This is a genomic window from Kitasatospora sp. NPDC058162 (assembly GCF_042884005.1).
In the GTDB taxonomy this organism is placed as follows: domain Bacteria; phylum Actinomycetota; class Actinomycetes; order Streptomycetales; family Streptomycetaceae; genus Kitasatospora.
This window is the reverse complement of record NZ_JBHVUS010000003.1, coordinates 314029-332302: the sequence shown is the minus strand read 5'-3', so window position 1 is coordinate 332302 and position 18274 is coordinate 314029. Positions and strand designations below refer to the sequence as shown.

The 18274-nt window shown below is 73.2% G+C and carries 20 protein-coding genes; 10 read left to right on the top strand and 10 right to left on the bottom strand.

Translation table 11 applies throughout. The features are described 5' to 3' along the window. Positions 1-3 precede the first annotated feature (3 nt). Complete coding sequence (locus tag ACFVXG_RS07925; RefSeq protein WP_380397484.1) at positions 4-204, bottom strand: DUF397 domain-containing protein; 201 nt, start codon at positions 202-204, stop codon at positions 4-6. 10 nt (positions 205-214) lie between these two features. Next, positions 215-1102: a helix-turn-helix domain-containing protein gene (locus ACFVXG_RS07920; RefSeq protein ID WP_387925369.1), complete on the bottom strand. Its 888-nt coding sequence runs from the start codon at positions 1100-1102 to the stop codon at positions 215-217. 175 nt (positions 1103-1277) lie between these two features. Here ACFVXG_RS07920 and ACFVXG_RS07915 point away from each other — a divergent pair, with 175 nt between their 5' ends. From ACFVXG_RS07915 to ACFVXG_RS07885, 7 genes are all read left to right on the top strand, one after another. After that, the gene (locus ACFVXG_RS07915; RefSeq protein WP_387925367.1) at positions 1278-1646 is read left to right on the top strand and encodes an ATP-binding protein; all 369 of its coding nucleotides are present in this window, start codon (positions 1278-1280) and stop codon (positions 1644-1646) included. Positions 1647-1672: 26 nt separating this feature from the next. Beyond that, positions 1673-1906, top strand: a complete 234-nt coding sequence (locus ACFVXG_RS07910; RefSeq protein ID WP_387925365.1) for a hypothetical protein — start codon at positions 1673-1675, stop codon at positions 1904-1906. After that, on the top strand, positions 1894-2019 hold the full coding sequence (locus ACFVXG_RS07905; RefSeq protein ID WP_387925363.1) for a hypothetical protein: 126 nt from the start codon (positions 1894-1896) through the stop codon (positions 2017-2019). The genes ACFVXG_RS07910 and ACFVXG_RS07905 overlap by 13 nt, the downstream gene beginning before the upstream one ends. Further along, entirely contained in the window at positions 2012-2311 is a 300-nt protein-coding gene (locus ACFVXG_RS07900; RefSeq protein WP_387925361.1) for a hypothetical protein, read from the top strand. The genes ACFVXG_RS07905 and ACFVXG_RS07900 overlap by 8 nt, the downstream gene beginning before the upstream one ends. Before the next feature lie 13 nt (positions 2312-2324). Next, positions 2325-2777 carry a hypothetical protein gene (locus ACFVXG_RS07895; RefSeq protein ID WP_387925360.1) on the top strand — a complete coding sequence of 151 codons (453 nt, stop codon included), beginning with the start codon at positions 2325-2327 and terminating at the stop codon, positions 2775-2777. A 222-nt stretch (positions 2778-2999) separates the two neighbouring features. After that, positions 3000-4226, top strand: coding sequence for a serine hydrolase domain-containing protein (locus ACFVXG_RS07890; protein WP_387925358.1), 1227 nt, complete (start codon positions 3000-3002; stop codon positions 4224-4226). 118 nt (positions 4227-4344) lie between these two features. After that, positions 4345-5463, top strand: a complete 1119-nt coding sequence (locus ACFVXG_RS07885) for an alpha/beta hydrolase (RefSeq protein ID WP_387925356.1) — start codon at positions 4345-4347, stop codon at positions 5461-5463. Between the two features lie 31 nt (positions 5464-5494). Here ACFVXG_RS07885 and ACFVXG_RS07880 read toward each other — a convergent pair whose 3' ends face one another. The 6 genes from ACFVXG_RS07880 to ACFVXG_RS07855 form a co-directional block, all read right to left on the bottom strand. Further along, positions 5495-6211 carry a DsbA family oxidoreductase gene (locus ACFVXG_RS07880; protein WP_387925354.1) on the bottom strand — a complete coding sequence of 239 codons (717 nt, stop codon included), beginning with the start codon at positions 6209-6211 and terminating at the stop codon, positions 5495-5497. Between the two features lie 120 nt (positions 6212-6331). Then, a complete protein-coding gene (locus tag ACFVXG_RS07875; protein WP_387925353.1) occupies positions 6332-7366 on the bottom strand; it encodes a tetratricopeptide repeat protein in 1035 nt (344 codons plus the stop codon). Beyond that, positions 7276-9027, bottom strand: a complete 1752-nt coding sequence (locus ACFVXG_RS07870; RefSeq protein ID WP_387925351.1) for an NB-ARC domain-containing protein — start codon at positions 9025-9027, stop codon at positions 7276-7278. Before ACFVXG_RS07870 ends, ACFVXG_RS07875 begins: the two co-directional genes overlap by 91 nt. Positions 9028-9077: 50 nt before the next feature. After that, positions 9078-9581 carry a hypothetical protein gene (locus ACFVXG_RS07865; protein ID WP_387925349.1) on the bottom strand — a complete coding sequence of 168 codons (504 nt, stop codon included), beginning with the start codon at positions 9579-9581 and terminating at the stop codon, positions 9078-9080. Between the two features lie 131 nt (positions 9582-9712). Beyond that, on the bottom strand, positions 9713-12394 hold the full coding sequence (locus ACFVXG_RS07860) for an MXAN_6230/SCO0854 family RING domain-containing protein (protein WP_387925347.1): 2682 nt from the start codon (positions 12392-12394) through the stop codon (positions 9713-9715). A 259-nt stretch (positions 12395-12653) separates the two neighbouring features. Next, a complete protein-coding gene (locus tag ACFVXG_RS07855; RefSeq protein WP_387925345.1) occupies positions 12654-13373 on the bottom strand; it encodes a chitinase in 720 nt (239 codons plus the stop codon). 246 nt (positions 13374-13619) lie between these two features. On the opposite strand from ACFVXG_RS07855, the gene ACFVXG_RS07850 reads away from it, so the two are divergent. After that, entirely contained in the window at positions 13620-15641 is a 2022-nt protein-coding gene (locus ACFVXG_RS07850) for a tetratricopeptide repeat protein (protein WP_387925344.1), read from the top strand. A 59-nt stretch (positions 15642-15700) separates the two neighbouring features. On the opposite strand, the gene ACFVXG_RS07845 is transcribed toward ACFVXG_RS07850, so the two are convergent. Further along, complete coding sequence (locus ACFVXG_RS07845) at positions 15701-15892, bottom strand: DUF6011 domain-containing protein (RefSeq protein WP_387925342.1); 192 nt, start codon at positions 15890-15892, stop codon at positions 15701-15703. Between the two features lie 42 nt (positions 15893-15934). Between ACFVXG_RS07845 and ACFVXG_RS07840 the strand changes: the two genes are divergently transcribed. Then, the gene (locus tag ACFVXG_RS07840; RefSeq protein ID WP_387925340.1) at positions 15935-16711 is read left to right on the top strand and encodes a TetR/AcrR family transcriptional regulator C-terminal domain-containing protein; all 777 of its coding nucleotides are present in this window, start codon (positions 15935-15937) and stop codon (positions 16709-16711) included. 52 nt (positions 16712-16763) lie between these two features. On the opposite strand, the gene ACFVXG_RS07835 is transcribed toward ACFVXG_RS07840, so the two are convergent. Beyond that, on the bottom strand, positions 16764-17105 hold the full coding sequence (locus ACFVXG_RS07835; protein WP_387925761.1) for a winged helix-turn-helix transcriptional regulator: 342 nt from the start codon (positions 17103-17105) through the stop codon (positions 16764-16766). A gap of 179 nt (positions 17106-17284) precedes the next feature. Here ACFVXG_RS07835 and ACFVXG_RS07830 point away from each other — a divergent pair, with 179 nt between their 5' ends. After that, positions 17285-18133 (top strand): SDR family oxidoreductase, encoded by an 849-nt coding sequence (locus ACFVXG_RS07830; protein WP_387925338.1) that lies wholly within the window; start codon positions 17285-17287, stop codon positions 18131-18133. The last annotated feature ends 141 nt before the right edge of the window (positions 18134-18274 follow it).

The window sequence follows — 18274 nt, the reverse complement described above, 5'->3', positions numbered from 1 at the left end:
GGTTCAAGCGAGGTGGTCGAACTCGCCGGCCTTGGCCCCGAGGAGGAGTGTGCGGAGCTTGGTGGCCGAGGTGGTCAGGATGAGAGAGGGGTCATCGGACTCGCGGACGTAGCGGAGATCGCCCTCGCCGCGAGCTAGTTCTACACAGTGGCTGCCATCGTCCGTGTCGCTGAACGACGACTTCTGCCAGCGTAGTTCGGACATCGTGCGCCTTTCATTCCTGCAGTAGGTACAGAAGGTGTTGGATCAACCCCCAGGAGTCTCGTGAATCATCCTGCATCGACCTATCGCTGCTGATGGCGGGTAGGGCGATCTCGCTCAGCTGCTCGAAGCGATCGCGGTAGCTGGCGATCGAGGTCTGATCAACGAGGTACTCGGCAGAGGTTGGCCCATCCAGGATGACTGTCGAGAGCGCAGGTGAGCTAGGAGTGCAGACCAGGAATGAATTCGCCCGTGGGGGCTTCTTCGGGACCGTGAATGGCAGTACTTGGATGGTGACGTTGGGCAGCTCTGAAATGGCGAGCAGGTGTGTCAACTGGGCGCGCATCACAGCTTTCCCGGGAAACTGCATGCGCAGGGCGGCCTCATGGATGACGAATCGGAACTGCCTCTGCCGTTCGTCGGTCAGGATGCGCTGACGCTCGGCGCGGAATTGGACCGTTGCCTCGGTCGTCTGCTTCCGCTCCCGGTATGCGTCCTCGAACATCGCCTCGGTGTAGGCGGGCAGCTGTAGATAGCCGGGGATGTAGAAGGTTTCATAGTTGTCCAAGATGGATGCCCGGGCCTCGGTTTCGGCCAGATCGAGGGCCCTGGGAGTGATCTGCCCCTTGAAGGCAGTCCACCAGCCCTTGCCGTCGCTGGCTCCGAGATCGTCCAGCTCGGCCATGTAGGTCTGGTCTGTGCAGCCGTAGTGGCTCAGCAGTTTGGTGAGCCGCGCAGAGTCCAAGCCTGTGCGGCTGGCCTCGATGTGGCTGAGCTGGGGCGCTCCCATCTCGATGAGGGCGCCGGCATCCTTCACGGCGAGACCGGCCTCCTCGCGCAGGCGCCTCAGCTCGACGCCGAAGCGGCGCTGACGTTCGCTGATCTCGGTCCTGAGTGCCAAGGATCTTCCCTTCCGTGTCGGCGCAGTCTCTCTCCCCGGGACTGCGAGGCGCCACCCACAAGGGTGATGCTCGGCGAAACTGTTGCAGGTTTGAAACTGCCTGCCCTACTCTCAGTGTTGCACCGGTCACATGACGGAACGTCAGTGGCCCCCCACCTCTTCCCAGGGGTTACTCATGTGTGCCTTCATTCCCCCCGACTGCTCCGCCGCTCGCAGCGAGCTCTCCTCCCTCCTCTCCGCCGCCGGGTGGCCGCCCTCCCTCGTCTCCGACGCCGAACTCGCCTTCCACGAGCTCTTCGTCAATGCCTGGGAGCACGCGGGCAGCCTGGCGCCGCTCTGCACCTTCTCCCTCTCGCCCCACCGCCTTCGGGTGCAGGTCTGCGACGACAGCCCCGTCCTTCCGCCGGACCCCCACCTCCCCGTGGACCCGCTCTCCCTCTCGGGCCGGGGCCTCCACCTCGTTCGCGCGCTCACTCACCGTTTCGGTGCCGATTCCCGCAAGCACGGCAAGATCGTTTGGTTTGAACTGGAGCCCCTCGCGTGAACCCGAGCCACCGCCAGCGTCGCCCGATGCAGCCCACCGATCCCCGCATCCGGGCCTACACCGACGAGCACATCCGCACGCTCCTGGCCGAACTCCACGAGCGGGGCCGCAAGTTCGGTCTGATCTTCCCCTCCGCGACCACCGACCAGACGCTCGATGGCCGCATCCTCGTCCGCTTCAACACGGCGCCGGCCTCGACCCTCCTCAACCTCCTCACCCTCCTCCTCGACGCCGACCGCGAGCGCCCGTGTGGTTCCTGATCGCCGCCGCCTTCGCCGTCCTCCTCGCCCTCGCGCTGGCCACCGTCGCCCTGGGCGTGATCACCGCACTCAACGTTGCAAGACCCGACGAAGAGGAGCCCGGGGATGTCTGACCCCGACCCCGCCCTCGCGAACGCCCTCGCCGCCGCGCACTACGCCGTCGCGGCCGCCTTCAACTCCCTCTCCACCACCAGCACCCCCGTCACCCCGCCCGTCCCCGACGACTTCGACTGGCCGTCCCTCGAAGACTTCGTCTTCCGCCTGGGCTTCGCCGCCGACGACTCCGACGCCGCCCTCAACCTCTACCGCCTCCTCTCCGCCGTCCAGCGCATCGCCTACCGCGAGGCCGCCGGTCGCAACGCCCCCTGGCCGGCCGCCCGCCTCCACCCCCGCGCGCCCGTGTGAAACCCTCGGCCCCATGCACGACGAGTTCACGCGACGCATGGACGCTGCCTGGGAGTGGTGGGGCGCCGCCATCGAGGACTCCCAGGAGGGCCGGTGGATCCGTACCGCCCTCGAACGCCGGATCATCGACGACATCGCCGCCGCGACGGTCGGATGTCCAACCCCGCCCGAGGAACTCCCTTGGATCGCCCGGCTCGCCCGCATCACCCGCTGGGCCGCCGCGCTCCGGCTCGCCGCCGGGGCCGGCGGCTGGGAGCTCACGCCCGTCACCGATGCGGTCCCTCCCCGCCCCGCCGGAATGGCCGAACTGCTCTCCGGCATCTACGCGGTCGGCGAGCAGGGCGAGATCTGGCGCCGCAACCTCCGGACGGAAGGCCCGCCGCCCATCGCCGAGGTCGTCAAGGCGGAGGTCTTCCTCTTCGGGCCTGGCTCGGCCGAGGACCTTCGCCAGTTCTTCTACGACTGACAGGAAGTCGGCCCGTCCGACTTCCTGCTCCGGCAGGAGCCGCCGAGTCCGGGGATCGTCCGGCGATCCGACGCAGGGTCAGGGACGAGTCCCGAGGCGGGGTCGGGGCCGGCTCAGGGGACGGTCAGGGTCGGACCCGATATCCGACGCCGGGTCGGCTCGGCAGGATGGACGACGTCGCAAGGACCCGCCCAGCCGAGCCGATCCCACGGAGCCCCACCCATGAAGCCCCTCGCCCGTCGCGCCGCCACCCTCGCCCTGGCCTGCTCCGCCCTCACCGGCCTCACCGCCCTCAGCGTCGGCGCGGGCGGCGCCCAGGCCTTCGCCGCGAGCGGGCCGAACTCCGGTGCCACCACGGCATTCCCGGCGCTGAACCCCGCCGCCCTGGAGGCCGCGATCCAGACCCGGCCCGCCGACGGCTCCGCCGGTGCGATCGTCCGGGTCGGCGAGCCGGGCCAGTTGTGGAAGGGCTCCACCGTCGACAGTCAGACCGGCCGCAAGATCCCGGAGAACGCGCACTTCCACGCCGGCAGCATCTCCAAGGTCTTCCAGACGACCGTCACCCTCCAACTCGCGGCCGAGGGCCGGATCGACCTCGACCAGACCGTCCAGCACTACCTGCCCGGCCTGCTCCCGGACACCTTCCAGCCGATCACCGTGCGTCAGCTGATCAACTACACCAGCGGCCTGCCGGACGTGGACGAGGGCAAGCCCGACGCCGGCGTCGACGACACGATCGCGAACCGCTACACCTTCCGGACCTTCGACGAGGTCGTCCAGGACACCCTGCGCCCCGCCGACCGCCCGTGGCCCGGCCCGCACTTCGCCCCCGGCACCGAGCAGGAGTACAACTCCCTCGCGTTCCGGATCGGCGGCGAGCTCATCGAGCGGATCACCGGTCACTCCTTCAAGGAGGAGGTCACCGACCGCATCCTGGAGCCGCTGCACCTCGACCAGACCTCGGTGCCCGAGGACGACCCCGAGATGCCCCGGCCCTACCTGCACGGCTACATGACCGACAGCCGGGGCGAGGCGGTGGACGTCAGCGAACAGGGCGGCACCCCGTCCAACATGATCTCCACCCCGGCCGACCTGGACCGCTTCATGACCGCGCTGTTCCAGGGCCGCCTGCTGCCCGCCGCGCAGCAGAACGAGCTGTTCACCCTGCCCAAGGACGACCGGGGCAAGCCCGTCCCGTTCGTCGGCGGCACCTCCTGCAACAAGGTGGCGTGCTTCGGCGCCGGCCTGATGTCCACGCCGCTGCCGAACGGCGCCGTGCTCTGGGGCAAGACCGGCCACGACGACGGCTACGCCAACGGCATGTTCGCCACCCGCGACCTGTCCGTCCGGGCCGTGTACTCGGTCTCGAACCTCAGCTCCGACTTCGCAGCCCCGAGCCCGCTGGCCAACCGCCTGCTGGCAGCCGTCCTGGCGCCTCCGGTCAAGTAAGCGCTGCGGCCGGGAACGATCTCCGGGGAGCGGGAAGTCGGCCCCGCCGACTTCCGGTGCGGGATTCCCTGCCGCCTCAGGTGCAACCGAACACCCGTTGCCACCCGTTTCAGCAGGTGTGAAGCTCACCGGCACCCCGTTCTTCGTCCTCGCGCTCCTCCTCGTCCCGATCTCCGTCGCCCTGCTGATGTACCTGTGGAACCGGGTACGCGGCCCGCAGGCGCTGCGCTTCGGGTCGCGGCTGCTCATGGTGGCCTTCGCGCAGGTCACGGCGGTGACGCTGGTCTTCGTGGTGGTCAACAACGACAACCAGCTGTACGGCAACTGGGACGACCTGCTCGGCACCGGCAGCCACGTGCGTGCCGTACCCGTCCCGCCCCCGGCGGACGCCACGGCGGCCGCGAACGCCCCGGACCAGCCCAAGGTGGTGCAGCAGTTCGGGCCGGTGGACGACAACGCCGTGCCGAAGGACGTCAAGACGACCCAGCTCAAGGGCCGGGTCTCCGGGGTGGACGGCGAGGTGCTGGTCTGGACGCCGCCGCAGTACGACGACCCGGCCTACAAGGACAAGAAGTTCCCGGTGGTCGAGCTGCTCGCGGGCTTCCCGGGCTCGTCCAGCGCCTGGTTCGGCACCATGAACGTCTCCAAGCAGCTGGCACCGCTGATGAAGTCGGGGCAGATCGCGCCGTTCATCCTGGTCTCGCCGCGCGTCGTGCTGCTCGGCAGCCACGTCGACACCGGCTGTGCGGACGTGCCGGGCAAGGTCAACGCCGAGACCTGGCTGGCGCGCGACGTGCCGCAGATGGTGCTCGACAACTTCCGTGCCGAGCCCGGCCCCGAGAGCTGGGGGGTGGCCGGCTACTCGGCGGGCGCGCACTGCGCCGCCCGGCTCGCGCTGGCGCACCCGAACCGCTTCCACGCGGCCGTCAGCATGTCCGGCTACAACGACCCGATGGGGGAACCGGACTCGCTGACCGCCAAGGACGCGCACCTGCGTGAGGTCTCCAACCCGGTCTACCTGCTCCAGCACGCGCAGACGCCGCCCAACGTCGCCCTGTACGTGACGGGCAAGAAGGGCGACGGCTTCGAGGACGCCCTGGCGCTCCAGAAGAACGCCAAGGCGCCGACCGCCGTCACCCCGGTGGAGGTCAACGGCCCGCACCTGACCTCCACCTGGGCGCCGCTGGTGCCGCAGGTGTTCACCTGGCTCACCCAGACCGTCGGGAAGACCGGCTGACGGTCAACGGCTGAGGATCAGCGGCCGACGGTCACCGCTGCGGCAGCTCGCAGCCGTCCGGCCCGCAGGCCTCGGCGTCGCCGGGCGCGCCGACCTGGACCAGCGGGGTCGGCACCCGGCTCTCCCAGGCCTGCTCCAGCGCCATGGTGAAGGTCTCGGCGGGCTGGGCGCCGGACACCCCGAGCCGCCGGTCGAGCACGAAGAACGGCACGCCCGTCGCCCCCATCGCGCTCGCCGTCGCCTCGTCCTCGCGGACGGCGTCGGCGTACGCCTCCGGGTCGGCCAGCACGGCGGCCGCGGCCTCGCCGTCCAGCCCGGCCCCGACGGCCAGTTCGACCAGCCGCCCGGTGTCGAAGGCGGAGCGCTCCTCGGCGAAGTTGGCCCGGTACAGCGCGTCCAGCAGCTCGGCCTGCCGGCCGTGCTCGGCGGCGAAGTGCAGCAGCCGGTGCATGTCGAAGGAGTTCGCGGCGTCCCGCCCGCTGCCCAGGTACGGCAGGCCCTCGCCGCGCGCGTTCTCGGCGATCCGGGCCTCCGCGGCCTCGGCCTCGTCCAGGCTCAGCCCGTACTTGGCGGCGAGCAGCGGGATGAGCGGGCGGGCCGCGCGCGGGGCGTTCGGGTCCAGCTCGAAGGAACGGTGGACGACCTCCACCTCCTCGCGGTGCGGGAACGCGGCCAGGGCCCGCTCGAACCGGGCCTTGCCGATGTAGCACCACGGGCAGGTGATGTCGCTCCAGATCTCCACGCGCACGGCGCCGCACTCCTCTCGTCGCGCAGGGCTGTCCCGCGTCGATGCTCAGGGGAACGCGGTACTGCACCTGAATATTTCAGGACAAGAAATATTCAGGTGGCTGCCCGGCTCGGCAGGGTGTCACTCGCCGCCCGCCGCTTCTTCGGCCAGCTCCTGCCAGCTGGCGAGGTTGTTCCGAGCGGTCACGGTGTCGGGATGGTCGGGGCCCAGCACCCGTAGCAGGTCCGGTAGTAGTTCGAGGTGCGCGGTGACCGCACCGGCCTGATCGCCCGCTTCCCATCGGCAGCCTGCGAGGTTGCCCCGGGCGACGAGGGTTCGGGGGTGGTCGGGGCCCAGCACCCGTAGGAGGTCCTGCAGCAGTTCGGTGAGCGCGGTGATCGCAGCCGCCGCGTCTCCTGTCTGCCTCAACCACTGGGCGACGTTGCCCCGGGCGGCCAGGGTGTTGGGATGGTCCGGCCCCAGTACCCGCAGGAGGTCCGGCAGCAGTTCGGTGAGCGCGGTGACCGCGTCCGTCGGATTCCCTGCTTCCCCCTGCCAGTAGGCGAGGTTGTTCCGTGTGGTGAGGGTCTCGGGATGGTCGGGGCCCAGTACCCGCAGCCTGTCCTGGAGCAGGTCGCCGTACGCGGTGACTGCTCCTGCCACGTCCCCGGCCTCGCCCTGCCAGTGGGCGAGGTTGCTTCGTGAGGCAAGGATGTCGGGGTGGTCGGGGCCCAGTAGCCGCAGTTGGTCCTCGAGGAGTTCGCTCGAGGTGGAGACGGCTCCGGCAGCGTTCCCTGCCCTGCCCTGCCACTCGGCGAGGTCACCCCGGGTGGTGAGGGTGTCCGGGTGGTCGGGGCCCAGCACCCGGAGCTGCTCCTGCAGCAGCTCACCGAGCGCGGAGATCGCACCGGCCACGTCCCCTGCCTGTCCTCGCAGCCGGGCGAGGTTGTTCCGGACGGCGAGGGTTTGGGGGTGGTCGGGTCCCAGGACCCGCAGCAGGTCCGGCAGTAGTTCTCCGTACGCGGCGACTGCGCCGGTCTGATCGCCCGCTTCCCCCTGCCAGCCGGCGCGGGCGCCCCGGGTGATCAGGGTATGGGGGTGGTCCGGGCCCAGCGCCCGTACCAGGTCGGCCAGCAATTCGGTGAGCGCGGTGACCGCACCCGCCACGTTCCCCATCTCGCCTTGCCAGTGGGCGAGATTGCTCCGGATGGCAAGGGTGTCGGGGTGGTCGGCTCCCAGCAGCCGTAGCTCGTCCTGCAGCAGTTCGGTGAGCGCGGTGACCGCGCCGGCCACGTCCCCGGCTTTCCCGCGCCAATCGGCGAGGCGGCCCCGTGCGACGAGGGTGTGCGGGTGATCAGGTCCGAGGTGGCGGGTCGTGAGCGTGGTGAGGCGGTCGAAGTGGTCACGGGCCGCGTCGACGTGGCCGGCTTCGCCCAGACTGTCGCCGGCCATGTACAGCACCGAGTGGGCATCCGGTCGGTACAGCGCTTCCCCCGTGAGTTCGGCGAGCACGGTGGTGTTGGCGCGCAGGGCGGCGACGAGGGGGTGTCCCGCTCGACGTCCGGCCAGGCGGCCAGCAGCGCGTCGGCCGCCGTGCGGGCGAGCCGGTCGCGCTGCTCGTTCGCGAGGGTGTCGCGGACGGCGCGCTGGACGAGCTGGTGCACGCGGACCGCCGTGGCCGGGCGGTCGGGGGAGTGCTCGACCAGGCTGAGGCGGCGCAGCGCGCTCAGCGCCCTCCGGGCTTCCGCCTCCGTCGCCGACGGGGTGCGGCTGCGGCGGCGGAACCGGGCCAGCAGCCCGCGCCGCTCCTCCGCCGCGCCCCCTCCCCGGCACCGCGCCAGGTACCCCAGGGCAGGCCCCCCGGTGAGGACGGCGTCCGGGATCCCGTTGGGGTCGAGGAACGACGCGAGGTGGAGCATCGGCCGGGCCAGCCCCGCCGGTCGCATGGTGTCGGCGTGCTCGATCGACAGCGACCAGGTCGCGGCGACGGTGAGCGCCTGCCCGTCCGGCAGGCGGTCGGGGGCGGCGTCGCGCAGGGCTGTCGTACGGTCGGTGAGCAGGCTCCGGTACGCGGCCGGGGTTATGCCGGTGTCCGCGAGTTCGGCGATGTACGCGGCGGCCTGGGCGAGGGCCAGCGGGAGGCACCCGAGGTCGGCGGCGAGCGCGTCCAACTCCCCGGCGGGGTGCCGGTCGAGCACGTCCGTGAGGTAGGCCCGGGCCTCGTCGGGGGAGAAGACGCCCACGGTCACCAGCCGGCGGCCGGTGAGCAGGGCCGGGTCCTGGCGGCGGGTGGTGACCAGGGTGCGGCCGACGGGGGAGGCGGGCGGCCACAGCCCAGTCAGGTCGTCCGGGTCGGTGAGGTCGTCCAGCACGACCAGCCACCGGCAGTTCGGCCGGCCGGCCTTGGCCTCCAGCCAGGCCGTGAACGCCGCTGCCGCGTGCTCCGGGTCCTCGGGCGCGGCGGGGCCGATCAGTTCGGCGGCGGCCCGGGCGTAGGTGTCGATGACGGCGGACCTGGTGGTCGCGGTGGTCCACACCAGGACGTCCACCTCGCCGGAGCGCATCGCGCCGCGCGCGTATTGGGCGGCGAGCTGGCTCTTGCCGACTCCGCCCAGCCCGACGACGGTGACCCGCCCCTCCTGGCCGAGGACGGCCGTGCCGCCTCCGGCCAGCGCCGCCGTGAGCTCGGCGGACTCCTCCCGGTCCTGGAAGTGGGCCGCCTGCGGGGGCACGGCGCCGACCTGGTGCGGCCAGGCGGCCGCCCGGCGGGGCGGGGCGTGGTGGTGGACCTGGCCGATCACCCCGGCCGCGATGCCCCCTGAGGTGGCGGTCAGCACGGGCCCCGGCCCGACGAGGTCCGCCGGGACGGTCGTGGCACCGGGTACGGTCAGCCCTGGGCCGTCCCCGGCTGCGGAGGGTTTGCGGGCTGCGGAGGGTTCGCGGTGCCCAGGGTGACCGGCCCGTCGATCCGCACCGCTGCGACGGAGCCGCCCTCGGCGTGGATCTCCACACCGCCGCCGATGGCGATGCCGTCGCCGCTGGCCGAGGCCCCGCCCCCGGCGGCGGCCCGTTCCGCGGCCCGGGCCTCCTCCACCGCGGCCTTCAGCGCCGCCGCGAACTCCTCGTCCTTCTTCGCCGCGTTGTTGAGGCTCAACGCCAGCCACTGGCGCGTCTCGTCCGAGAGCTGCTCCCGGCCCTCACCGGCCTCCTCGGCGACCTGCTCCAGCGCCGGATCCTGCCCGAGCTTGCGGCTCACCACGTCGTGCACCCGGTCCATCCCGGCTTCCAGGGCGCGGTCGACCTCGCCGTCCGCCCGCCCCGCGACCAGCTTCGCCTTCCGTACCGCCCAGGCGAAGACGTACCCCACCGCGATCTCGACACCGGGAAACACGGCGCCCCCTTTCCAACCACTTGCCGGCCGATCGGAAAATCCGCCCCCGACCGTACCCGCAACCGGGCGCCCGCGTCCGCGTGTTGGCCAGGAGGCCCGGCTGCGACCGGCGACGACCGGGCGACGACCGGCTACGGCTGCGCGGCCCCCGCCGCGCGGGGCGCCAGCGCCGCGACCAGGTCCCCCGCCGTCAGCCGCTCCAGCTCCTCGGGCGCCGCGTCCACCGGGCCCGGGTACAGCCGGTACAGGGTGCCGGACAGCTTCTCCGGCGCCGGCACGTCCCCGGTCACCAGGGCGACGAACGCCCGTGCGCCGTCCGGGAGTTCGGCCTCACCGACGCCGTCGTGCGCCCGCAGCCCCCGCAGCCGGTCGGCGAACGCCCCGACGCTCTCGCCGTCCCGGCGGCGCCACCGCCGCACGCCGTCGCGGCCGCGCACGTGCACCTCGTCGGTGGTGGCCGCAGCCCGGGCGCAGGCGACGTCCCACAGGGTGGCCCGGTTCTCCGGGCCGAAGTGGGCGAGTACGTCGCGGCTGAGCGAGCCGACCTCGGCCTGGTGCCGGTACACGCTGTGGAAGCCGCCGTCGGCGCCCGTGTTGAGGTCGGTCCAGGTGTACCGCCGCTCGGTGAGGTCGACGATCATCGGGACGGACACCTTGGCGTCCCCGACCAGGTCCAGCCGCTGGCGCACCGCCCTCGGGTGGTAGTGCTTCCCGCCGGAGGGCGTCGCACCGAGGTCCATGAATCCGGCGAAGGCCTCGGTCAGCTGCTCGAAGGCGACGTCGTTGTAGCTGAACACGATCACCACGGCGTACCGCGCGCCGCTGGCCGCCAACCGGGCGAGGTCCAGGTCGACGAACTCCGTCGCACCGTCCGGGGGCGGCGCGGACACGTAGTCCCCCGAGTGCACGGCCGCCCGGTCGCCGTGCACCAGGTTGGTGTAGTCGCACAGGCCGCTGAACCGCCAGTGCTCGTCGTACAGCGCCACCGCCAGGTCGAGGTCCACCCGCAGGTGCTCCGGCTGCATCCAGTGCACGAACATCCGCAGTCGCTCGCCCGCCGGCAGCCGCTGCCGACTGCCGCGCGGCACGCACACCAGGGTCTTGGCGGCGGCCCGCTCGGCGAACGGCGCGACCAGGTCGACCAGTTCCTCGTCCAGCAGTGCGCGGTCGTACCGCGCGCCGTCGGCGGCGCCCCGCCGCAGCAGCTCGGCCTCGATCAACGCGCAGACGGGCGTGCTCAGTTCGGCGGGCACCACGGTGCCGTGGTCCGCCCGGGCGTGCGCCAGTGAGACCGTGCCCCGGGGGAAGTACAGCCGCCGCTCGCCCTGGGTGCGCGCCCCGCGCAGCCGACCGTACGCACCCAGCAGCGGTCCGGGGGCGACCCGTTGGAGCGCTTGCGCCGTCGTGGCCAGCAGCTCCGGAGGCAGCTCCGCGCCGGGCGCGCCGTCCGCGTGCACCCGCAGGACGTGGTGCAGCCGACGGACCAGCTCGCCCGGCCGCGCGGCCAGCACCCGCACCGCGCCGAGGGCGTCCCCGGCGGCCAGCAGTGACTCGACCCGCCCGGCGAAGCCCGTGAACGCCAGCCGGGTGCGGTCGCCGTTCGTCACCACCCGCAGCGGTGCGGGCGGCTCGGCGAATTCCCGGCCGACCTCATGGGTGCGCAGGTCCGTCTCCCGCAGCAGCACGAACGCGGCCGTCACCTTCGGGAAGCGGTGCCGGTGCTCGTACGGGTGCAGCAGCTCGCCCGCGCGCAGCCAGGCCGAGCGGTGGCGGCGCAGGTCCTCGGCGAGTGCGGTGGGGGAGAGGCCCTCCAGGACCTCCAGCAGGCCCCGGCGCAGGGGGCGCGGCAGGTTGCGCAGCCGTAGCCGCCGCGCGGTGGCGGGCAGCAGGTCGGGCTCGGCGCCGGAGCGGGCCCAGAGCAGTCGCAGCACGTCGGTCGCGGTGTCGACCCGTGCGGCCAGCACCGGTAGGGCGTCGGCGCCGTCCCGCTCCAGCAGCGCGGCGAGCACCGTCGCCTTGGACTCGCGCAGCGGGATCTGTGCGGGCAGCCGCTGCGGCAGGTCCCGCGGCGCGTGGGCGAGCAGCGCGGCGAGGTCCTCCCGGTCCTGCGGGGAGAGCGGGGTGCGGCGGGCCAGCAGCCGGTCCAACTCGCCCATCGCGGCGGTGACCTGGTCGGCGGCGATCAGCCGCAGCGGGCGCAGGGACTGCTGCCCGCCGAAGTCCTCGGCCGCCTTGCGCCCGGCCGGACTGTCCTCGCCCAGGTACGTGCCCTCGGCCAGCTCCGCCCCGCACAGCGGGCATCGCGCACCCCGGCCGTCGGCGGTCAGGGCGTCCAGGCAGGGCGCGCAGATCAGGTGCGCGCAGGGTGCGAGCGCGCCGACGCCGACCTCGGCGCCGCGCCGGCCGCAGTGCGCGCACGGCTGGTTCGGCTGGTTGAGCAGGAAGGCCCTGATCTGCCGGGAGTAGAAGACGTGCGCGTGGTCCGGCACGGCGTCCGGGAAGCGGCGGAACAGCGGCAGGTGCTCGCGGTCCGCGCCCAGCAGGTGGTCGATCCGGGCGAGCAGCCCGTCACCCAGCTCGGCTAGTCGCACCGGCGCCAACCGGGCCAGTGCGGACCGGAGTTGAGTGGTCAGGAGGTAACCGCGTCGGACCAGGTCGGCATCGAGGGCCAGCAGGCCCCGAGCACTCCACGGATCGGCGGAGGAGAGCGACTCCCCGGGGGCGACGGCGACGGCGCCACGCCGGCGGAGCAGGAACGAACCGAGATCGAGATCGACGCTGACGTCGAAAGGAGCCGAGGTGGCTCGGGGCATGCGGAGAGATCCCCCCACGGAGGCGGAAAGAAGGAGGGGGCGGAAAGGGGGCGCGCTACTGGGTGTCAGAGGAGGAAGAGAAGGAAGCGCGTCGCGGAGCCGCCGATGTGGCCACCGTAGCCGAGGGGTTGGCGGCCGCCAACCGATTTATTTCGGCCACCCCGTTCAGCTGTTCGCCCCCGGGGCGGGAAGTCGGACCGGCCGATTTCCCGCCCCGGGGGGCAGCGCCGCCAGGGGCCCGTGGGGCAGGGGTAGCGGGTCAGCAGGAGATGTTGCCGCCGCCGACGTTGGTGCCGAGCACGCCGACGAACTGCTTGAACAGGTTGATCCGGTCGTTGCGCTCGTCCGGGTTCTTGCCGTTGCACTCCAGGTCGCCGTTGATGCTGCGGATGGTCTCGCCGAAGCCCCGGTTGTTGACGATGGCGTCGTGCGGGGTCATCGTGCCGGCGCCCTTCTGGCTGTCCCAGAACCAGAGGGCGGTCTTCCAGGAGACGGCCGGGTCGTTCTGCACCAGGTTCGGGTTGTGCAGCAGGTCGATGTGCAGGGCGTCGCCCGCGGCCTTGTAGTTGAAGTTCCAGCTGATCTGGAGCGGTCCGCGCCCGTAGTAGGCGGACTTCCCGGCCGGACAGCCGTAGGGCTGGGAAGTGTCGCAGTAGTGGCTGTAGTTGGCGGTGTTCTGCTCGACGACGTACTTGAGCCCGCCGGTCTCGTGGCTGACGTTGGCCAGGAAGGCGGCGGCCTCGCGCTTGCGGGTGGCGTCGTCGCCGGTGGTGGTGAAGCCGGGGTAGGCGCCGAGGGCGTCGGTGAGGCCCTTGTACGTGTAGAAGGAGTTCCGGTTCGGGAACATCTTGTTGAACTGGGCCTCGCTGACCACGAAGGAGCCGGCGGCGGAGGCCGGGGCGGCGGTCGGGCCGGTCAGGGCGAGGGTGCTCAGGACGGCGGCGGAGGCGAGTGCGGAGAGTACGCGGGAGAGCTTCATCATTCCTCGGCAGGTTCGGGACGTGGACGGTGCTTCGCTCTCGAAGCACCTGAGCCATCGTGGTGGCCGCCGCCCCGGAGCTGAACCCTTCCGCGGTCCAAACCACTCGTAAGAGTCGTATCCGATGGGGCAGTTGTCGCCCTGCCCGGCGCGGGGTGATCATCCGCCAGTCATATCCACCGGATAGCCTCGTCCGCGCACGAGAACCGAGGAACCACCGAACACCGCGCGACCGGGGGACAGGGCATGGCGCACACCGACGACGAGGGCGACGAGCGGCTGGCGGCCGAGGGCGAGGTGGCCGTCGCCCGGCTGGCGATCGACTCCGGCGACCTCGGCCACGCCGCCGACCACCTCGCCGACGCCATCCTCGCCGACTCCCAGCTGCCCGAACTGCACGAGGCCCTCGCCGAGTTGTGCGCCGCCGCGGGCGGCCCCGCCGCGGCCCGCGAGCTGTTCCCGCTGGACGGCGAGGTCTACCTGGGCACGGTCGTCTGTCGCGCCCACGTGGAGGCCGCCGCCGGGGACTGGGACACCGCCGTCAGCCTGCTCGCCTCGGCGATCCAGTACGAGCCGGCCCGCCCCTGGGCGCACGCCGCCTGGCTCGCCCGCGAGGACCTGCCCGTCCTGGTCGACCCGGACGCCGTCGCCCAGGCGACGGCCCGCGCCGCCGGAGCGCTGCCGGACCCGCTGCCCACCGAACTAGCGGACACCGTAAGGCCCTTCGAGCGTTTCCTGCGGGCCGTGGTGGCCCACCACCCCGAGCACCCGCTGCTGCTGGCGATGGCCTCCGGCCTGACCCGCCGCTTCGGCGCCACCACCCGCGCCGTCGAACTCGCCGAGCGGGCCCACCGGCTGGCCCCCGGCTACCTGCCCTCCGTGATGCTCGGCAACGCCCTGCGCGCCGACGGCCGCCCCGAGGAGGCACTCGCCGTCTGGGAGGACGAACTGGCCCGGGTCGCACCGGACGACGGCAACTCCAGCAGCTACCTCGCCGTGGACGTCGCCGAGCTGTACGGCACCCTCGGCCGGCCCGCCGAGGGCCTGCCCTGGCTGGAGCGCGTCCTCGCCACCGAACCCGGCCACCCCAAGGCCGGCCCCGCCGTGCACGGGCTGCGCCACGCCGTCGACGGCGAAGCGGCCCACCTGCTCGCCCTCGCCGACCACCACCGCGACCACCCCGACCACGAGTACGCCCAGGACCTGCTGGAGCGGCTCAGCCACCGGGAGCCCTGGCTCGGCATGGTCTCCGGCGCCACCGAGGCGACCGTCAACGTGCTGCACCAGGTGCTCGGTTCCGCCGGCACCGGCCGCGACACCGAGATCGACTGCACCGCCTCCGCCGTCGAGCCGCCCAGTTCGGTGCTGGCCGTGCAGCTCGCGCTGCCGCGCTCCACGGTGTCCTACCGGTCCGTCGGCGCACCCGACCCCCGGCTGCCGCTGACCGAGCCCACCACCCGGATCTGGGCCTGGGACGGCACCGACCCGCGCCCGGCCGTCGCCGCGCCCGCCCCGTCCAGCGCCGACCTCGTGCGCGCCACCGCCGAGATCGTCTGGCCGACCGTCCCCGCCGCCTACGACCACGCCGTCCGGCTGGCCGGGCTCCCGCTGGACGAACTGCTCGGCGTGCTGGTCCACCCGCCGATGCCCCGCGAGGACGACCTCGGCCGCGCGCTGCTCGCCCACCAGCCCGAGCTGTGGGTGCGCGCCGTCCAGGCCTTCGCCTGCCTCGGCATCGCCCACCACCGCACCGACCAGCCCTGGGAGGGCTCCGAGCGCCGCCGGGTGCTGCGCGACCTGCTGCTCGGCCCGGAGGACTGGGTGGTCGAGGCGGCCGGCTTCGCCCTGGTCGCGATCGGCTGGACCCACCCCGCCGCGCGCGCCGACGTCGCCGGACTGCTGCGGCAGCGGCTGCACTACAGCGCGGAGGCGAGCCGCAGCCGGGTGGTGACGATCCTCCGCTCGTACTGCGCCCTGGTGCTCGCCGCGCCGTGGGCGGAGCAGCCCGACCGCGAGCTCGCCCGGCGACTGCTGGACGAGGCCGACGCGCGGGACGCCGAGGAGGTCGAGGACGCCGAGGAGGTCGAGGAAGCCGAGGCGGCCGGGGAAGCCGAGGCGGCCGGGGAAGCCGAGGCGGCCGGGGAGGACGAGGGGCCCGGCCCGACGGAGCCCGAACCCCCGCAGCAGCACCGGCAGCACGAGCAGCGGCCGGAGCAGCCGGCGCCGTCCCGCCCCGGCCTGTTCCGCCGGCTCTTCGGCCGTTCCTGAGGCCCGCTCTGACAGCCCGTTCCTGAGGCCCGCCCCGACGGCCCGACGGCCCGACGGCCCTACACGCCCGGCAGGGTCTCCTGGTCCACGTCGAACCGGGCGACCCGCTCCGCCGGGTCCCGGCACTCCGGCCCCAGCCGGAGCATCCGCGACTCCGGGTCGTGCAGCGGCCGGTGGCAGCGCCGGCAGGTCACCCGGGAGCGGAGGGCCTGGGTGGTGTCCGTGCCGGGAAGTGGCTCAGGGCTCGTCATGGGGAGACGGTAGCCGCAGCCGCCCGTGGGAGGATCCTCCGCATGGCCACCGACCGCAGCAGTGCCGGAGACCCGGCGCGCACCCTCGCCCTGCTCTGGGGGCTCACCGCCGAGGAGAAGCCGGGCCGGCGCGGCCCCCGGCAGGCCCGTTCGACCGGCGAGATCGCCGCCGTCGCCATCGCCCTGGCCGACGCCGAGGGCGTGGACGCCGTCACCATGCGCCGGGTCGCCCAGGAGCTGGGGCTGTCCCCGATGGCCCTCTACACCTACGTGCCGGGCAAGGCCGAGCTGCTCGACCTGATGCTGGACACGGTCTACGCCACCATGCCGCGCAGCACCCCGGCGGACGCGGGCTGGCGGGCCCGGGCCACCGCCGTCGCCGACGACAACCGGGCGCTGTTCCGCGCCCACCCGTGGGTCGCCGCCGTGTCCACCAGCCGTCCGCCGCTCGGCCCGGGCCTGATGGCCAAGTACGAGTACGAGCTGCGCGCCCTGGAGGGCACCGGACTGCCCGACGTCGAGCTGGACGCCGCGCTGACCCACCTGCTCGGCTTCGTCCAGACCTGCGCCCGGATGGCCGCCGACGAGCGGGCCGCCCAGCAGGACAGCGCGCTGACCGACGCCCAGTGGTGGCAGGCCAACGCCGAGCTGCTGGCCCGGGTCTTCGACCCCGAGCGGCACCCGGTCGCCGCCCGCGTCGGCGCCGCGGCCGGGGAGGCGCACGGCGGCGCGTACAGCGCGGACCACGCGTACGCCTTCGGCCTGGCCCGCGTGCTGGACGGCCTGGCGGCGCTGATCGCGGAGCGGCCGCGCACGTAGCGGTCGATCGGGGAGCGGCCGCGCAGGTAGCGGCCGATCGCAGAGCGCCCGGTCAGGGAGCGGTAGCCCGCCCGTCGTACTCCTCGCGCGCCGCGATCACGGCGGGCACCCGCTGCTCCGACCAGTGCGCGAGCGCCGCGACCAGCTCCGCCGCCTCCCGCCCGAGCGGGGTGAGGCTGTAGTCGACCCTGGGCGGGATCACCGGGTGCGCCTCGCGCAGCACGAAGCCGTCCCGCTCCAGCGTCTGCAGGGTCTGGGCGAGCATCTTCTCGCTGACCCCCGAGACCCGCCGCCGCAGTTCGCTGAACCGGTAGCCGCGCTCGCGCAGCGCGCCGAGGACGAGCACGCCCCAGCGGCTGGTGACGTGCTCCAGCACGCCCCGGGACGGGCACATCCGGTCGAAGACGTTGGCCGGCGGCGGCACGGTGTCGACCGCGGCCCCGCCCACTGCCCGCATGGTGCTTACCTTCATGTCAGTACCCTACTTCGAAGTGCGTACTTTCGAAAGGTTAGTGCCACCCCTAGAGTGAGTTTCGAGGCCAGAGCCCAGAACCCGTCCAGAGGAGCATCACCATGTACGTCGTCACCGGAGCCACCGGCCAGCTCGGCCGTCTCGTCCTCGAAGGCCTGCTGGCCGCGGTCCCCGCGAGCGAGGTGGCGGTGGCCGTCCGCTCCGCCGGGCGGGCGGCCGACCTGGCCGAGCGCGGGGTCGACGTCCGGGTGGTCGACTACGACCGGCCGGAGACCCTGGCCGGCGCCTTCGCCGCCGGCGACCGGGTGCTGCTGATCTCGGGCAGCGAGGTCGGCCGCCGCATCCCGCAGCACCGCGCCGTGGTCGACGCCGCGAAGGCCGCCGGGGTCGCCCTGCTCGCCTACACCAGCATCCCGGGGGCGGCGACCTTCCGGCTCGCCGACGAGCACAAGGCGACCGAGGAGCTGATCCTCGCCTCCGGCCTCCCGTACGCCTTCCTGCGCAACGGCTGGTACACCGAGAACTACCTGGGCGACGCGGCCGGCACCGTCGAGCGCGGTGCGGTGGTCGGCAGCGCCGGGGACGGCCGGGTGGCCACCGCCCCGCGCCGGGACTACGCCGACGCGGCGGTCGCCGTGCTACTGCAGGGCGGCGAGCAGAACCGGGCGTACGAGCTGAGCGGCGACGCCGCCTGGAGCCTGCCCGAGCTGGCCGCCGAGCTGGCGCAGGCCTCCGGCAAGCCGGTCGCGCACCGCAACGTCACCCCGGCCGAGCACCTGGACGTCCTGCTCGGCGCCGGTCTGCCGCAGGGCTTCGCGGAGGCCCTGGTCGACGTGGACGCGGGCATCGCGCGCGGCGAGCTGGCCGGCACCCCGGGCGACCTGGCCCGGCTGATCGGCCGCCCGACCGTCCCGCTGGCGGAGTCCGTCCGCGCCGCGCTCGGCGCCTGAGGCGGACGCCGGCCACCGGAGGCCGGCCCCGGCCTCCGGTGCGCTCCGACCGGCACTGACCGGCCCGAACACCGGGCCTGTCCAGCATGCAAGCACTGTCATGACCAAAATCCGGCAACGGAGATGACAGTCCGCCCTCCC